Source organism: Streptomyces sp. ATLC9 (genome assembly GCF_057196705.1).
Genome location: NZ_JBXUOY010000416.1, coordinates 1 through 3114 on the forward strand (window position 1 = coordinate 1; position 3114 = coordinate 3114).

At 73.9% G+C, this 3114-nt stretch carries 2 protein-coding genes; one reads left to right on the forward strand and one right to left on the reverse strand.

Annotated elements, in window-relative coordinates; translation table 11 throughout:
* Positions 1–1380: carboxylate--amine ligase (locus tag AC2CJA_RS25660; RefSeq protein WP_484605056.1), on the reverse strand; the 1380-nt coding region annotated here is incomplete at its 3' end.
* Between the two features lie 291 nt (positions 1381–1671).
* On the opposite strand from AC2CJA_RS25660, the gene AC2CJA_RS25665 reads away from it, so the two are divergent.
* Positions 1672–2844, forward strand: a complete 1173-nt coding sequence (locus AC2CJA_RS25665) for a glycoside hydrolase family 26 protein (RefSeq protein WP_484605057.1) — start codon at positions 1672–1674, stop codon at positions 2842–2844.
* The last annotated feature ends 270 nt before the right edge of the window (positions 2845–3114 follow it).

The window sequence follows — 3114 nt, forward strand, 5'->3', positions numbered from 1 at the left end:
GTCCGGTCCCCCCGGCGCCCGCACGCGGACCGCCGGCCGGCCCGCGCGCAGCAGGCGCCGTCCCAGACGCGCCGCGGCCTTGCGCCCGCCCTGCCCGATCCAGGCGGTGGCCATGGCGAGGAAGGGCGCCGGGTCGTCCGCGGCGAACCAGGCGGTCTCCGTCTCCCGGGGCTCCTTCCTCCCGTACCTCCCGAGCGTGTCGCCACCCGTGCCGTCACCCGCGGCGGACCCCCGTCCGCGCCGGACGGCGGTGAGCGGCAGGCCCTCGGAGGGCAGTGCCGCCAGCGAGGACAGCAGGGCGTAGTTCTCCGCGACGAAGACCCGGCCCGGTACGGGGCCGGCCGGGGTGATGGCGCGGCCGGTGAGATCCAGGTGCAGGGCCCTGACGACGTCCAGCCCCGAGCGGTCGGTGAACAACCGGAACTGCGCGCCGGGACGGGGGTTGAAGTCCAGCAACTGGTAGGTGCCGGTGGCGGTGTCGAACCGGAAGTCCAGGTCGAGGATGCCCCGGTAGTCCAGGTGCTCGGCCAGCAGCCGTGCCGCCCGCTCGACCTCGGGGTTCGGCAGCCAGCGGCCGACCGCCGTGAGCCCGGCGTCCACCGGCCAGGAACGCTCCTTGCGTCCGGCCCCTCCTGCCAGGCGGACCGCTCCGCCGGTGAAGCAGCCGTGGAAGAACCAGTCGGTGTCCCGGCCGCCGGACACGAGCCGCTGGAGCAGCAGCCGGCTGCCGGCCTCGCCGCTGCGCCGGTACAGGGCGCGTGCCTGGTCCTCCGTGGTGACGACGGTGGTGCTGCGCAGTTCGCCGCCCTGGGGCAGCAGCCAGGGACGGCTCCACTTGGCGATCAGCGGCAGACCCAGCTCCCGGGCCGCGGCGGCGGTCTCACCGGCGCTGCGCGGGCTCACGGTCGGCGGGTGCGGGATGTCCAGCTCCCCGCACATGGCGGCCAGCCGGGCCTTGTCGGCCACCCGCTGCGGCAGTTCGGGTGGCTGTTCGGGCAGCAGGAACCGCCCGGCGAGCCGTCCGGCGAGCCGGGCCGCGGCGATGGCCCCCATGTCGTCCATGGGGATCAGGACGGCGGGCCGTCCGATGCGGTCGGAGATCCGGCGGAGCATCCGCTCCAGCCTGATCTCCGACGCGCCGCCGGCGTCGACCGTCTCCCCCGTCCGGTGGGTGCCGCGGACCCCGTCCGCCGGAAGGTGGTGTCCCTGACGCAGGTAGCGGGAGCGGCCGATGGGGCAGTGCGGCGACTCGACGACGGCGTGGACCTCGACACCGGCGCGCCCCAGGGACCTGACGGCCCCCAGGGTGCCGTGGTGGAAGGGATTCCGGTCGAGTCTCAGCAGCAGTACGGGTACCTCGGTGTCGAGCGGTGGCGACATGCGGATTCCTCGGTGTTCCTCGGTGTTTTCTCTTGCGGTTTCCCCTGGCGCTCTCCACCGTCCCCCGGTACTCCGCCGACGGTGTTACCGGGCGTCTTTTCCCCGGCTTCGCCGACGTCACCGGAATTCCCTCACGACACTGGTCCGAGTGGGCGGCGGAAAGAGCGAACGGGTTATCAGAAAGCAGCCCCGCGGGTCATTTGATGGATTCTCCGATTAGTGTCGCGGAAAAGACGCGCAGGGCCGGGGAGAACGAGCAGGCGGTTCTGGCGACGCAGCGAAGGAGGCACGATGCCCCATCGACATCCCCGACCGGGGAGGACCGGTCGGCACCGGAAGCCCGCGGCACCCGCCCGGCGCCGCGGGCTGACGGCCGCGTGCACCGGGGCCGTCGCCGCCGGAGCCCTGGTGGTGGGCGGCGCCGTGGCGACCGGCACCTTCGGGGACGACCGCGCCGGGCCCCGCCCGCCGGGTGCGGCCGGCTCCTCCGTCGCCGCCGGCGCCTTCCTCGGCTCGGGCTCGGACGGAGTGCGGCGAATCGCGGAGCTGCGGAAATGGCTCGGCGGCGCGGATCTGCGGGTGGGCCACACCTATCTGCCGGGCGACACCTGGGAGCGCATCGAGAGCGACCCGTACTTCCTGCGCCCATGGGCCCAGTGGCGGCGCGCCGACCCCGACCGGCTGTTCGTGCTCAACGTGCCGATGCAGGCGCGCAACGAGGCCGGCCTCCCCGACCACGAGGTGCGCGAACTGCTCGCCCAGGGCGCGCGGGGCCGCTTCGACCACCACTTCCGCACCCTGGCCGGGCACCTGGTCTCCGCGGGGGTGCCCGACACGGTGATCGTGCTGGGCTGGGAGATGAACGGCACCACCTACACCCACCGCTGCGCTCCGGACCCGCAGGCGTGGAAGACGTACTGGAGGCGCATCGTCGCCGCCATGCGGTCGGTGGACGGGCAGAGGTTCCGTTTCGATTTCGCGCCCAGCCGGGGAAAGGACGCGATCGGCTGGACCGAGTGCTACCCGGGCGACGACGTGGTCGACATCATCGGGATGGACTCCTACGACCAGCCGCCCGGCGAGACGTTCGACGACCAAGTGAACCAGCCCTACGGACTGCGGCACCAGGTGGATTTCGCCGCGGCGCGCGGAAAACCGATCTCCTACCCCGAATGGGGACTGTTCCGCAGGGGCGACAACGCCGAGTACATGCGCCGCATGCTGGACTGGATCGACGAGCGGAAACCGCTCTACCACACCATCAGCGACTACTGTCCGCACGGGGTGTGGCGGTGCGAGGAGAATCCGGAGTCCTCCGCGGTCTTCCGGGCGAGGATGAAGTCCGGCGTCCGGCCCCCGGAGCGGAACCGGCCGGGGTTCTGCGTGGACCTGGGCGACTGGCTGGGCGGCTGGTTCGGCGACCGGCGGCTGTGCGTCACCTTCTCCTGGGTGGGGAGGTCCTAGCCGGCCGGGCTCCGGGAAGCCCGCCCCCGGGGTCCGGGCCGCGCTCACCGCTCCCCGGCCGGTGTGCCCGCCGGGCGGGGTACGGGGTGCGCGGCGGGTCACCGGGCGGACCGCCGGCCCGGTCTCCGCCGTTCCTCCGGCGTGCTGTTCCCGGCCGTGTCCTTGCCGGAGGCCGCGGAGACTGACGCCGCCGCTGCCGCCGCCGCCCTGGCCGCGGGCCTGGACGGCGGCGCGGGGACCCCGGAGTCGGCGGCGGGCACGCCCTGGGCC

Coding starts and splice junctions, on each gene's coding strand:
- AC2CJA_RS25665 (WP_484605057.1), top strand. CDS start 1,672: ATGCCCCATCGACATCCCCGACCGGGGAGGACCGGTCGGCACCGGAAG.